General features: G+C 32.5%; 2 pseudogenes. Both read left to right on the plus strand.

Annotated elements, in window-relative coordinates:
* Positions 1 to 317, plus strand: a pseudogene (locus tag BACCOP_RS02750) (immunity 22 family protein); the annotation flags it as partial.
* 181 nt (positions 318 to 498) lie between these two features.
* Positions 499 to 874, plus strand: a pseudogene (locus BACCOP_RS02755) (hypothetical protein); the annotation flags it as partial.

The following is an 874-nucleotide window of genomic DNA, read 5'->3' on the forward strand; positions in this document are numbered from 1 at the left end:
CGTTCTATTACCCAGAATTTTTGAAAGTGGAAATTTTGGATCATCTTGAGAATCCATTTGAAATGGTAAAAAGGATGATAAACAATCAATTTGTGCCTGATTGGGTAATTGAACTCTACGTCAAGGAAGAACATGTATCAGCATCGAATTGTATAGTCTGCTATATTCCTAATGGATTTAAAGATAAAAAGAAAAATCAGAACATCTATATAAAGAAAAAAAGTTACGATGATTCTGATGTTCCCAAAAAACATATTGAGGAATTAGTAGATTACAACGGCATTAAATATCTTGAATGGTTTAAAGCCGAAGGATAATTATAATGGTATAGATTAGGTCGTCTATCTGCCATAACCTTTTATGGTAAAGATGATAAAAATATGAGCAGCTAATAGTTGAGTTGAAAAAAGAACAAATTGTGCGACTAACAAGCGGCTTAACCTCCCCTGAAAAAGGTCGGTTAGCCACCAAACATTATCGACCTGAAAAGAACAAGAAATGAAACCAAGAGATATATTTATTAAAGCCTGCAATGAGATAGCTATTCCTTTTATCGCAATGGGATTTAAGCCGTCTAAAAATGGACAATGTTTGAAAAAGATTTCAAAAGACAAAAATTTGACTTTTGAAATATGGTTTCGTTCAAGTGTATATAATTCATCTTGTAGTGTGGCTATATATCCACTGATTACGATTACCTGTAAAAACTTGAAAAAGTGGGTGCAAGAAGAGAATCTCAATGTCAATGATGATGGCTTAGTATATCATAATCATATTGGATACCTATCGCCAATAATCAATATCAATCTTGGGATCTTGCCCGGACTAAGCTATGCTCCATCAGTAAAAACAATAATTGATTTACTTGAAAATA

The organism is Phocaeicola coprocola DSM 17136, from assembly GCF_000154845.1.
Classification (GTDB): domain Bacteria; phylum Bacteroidota; class Bacteroidia; order Bacteroidales; family Bacteroidaceae; genus Phocaeicola; species Phocaeicola coprocola.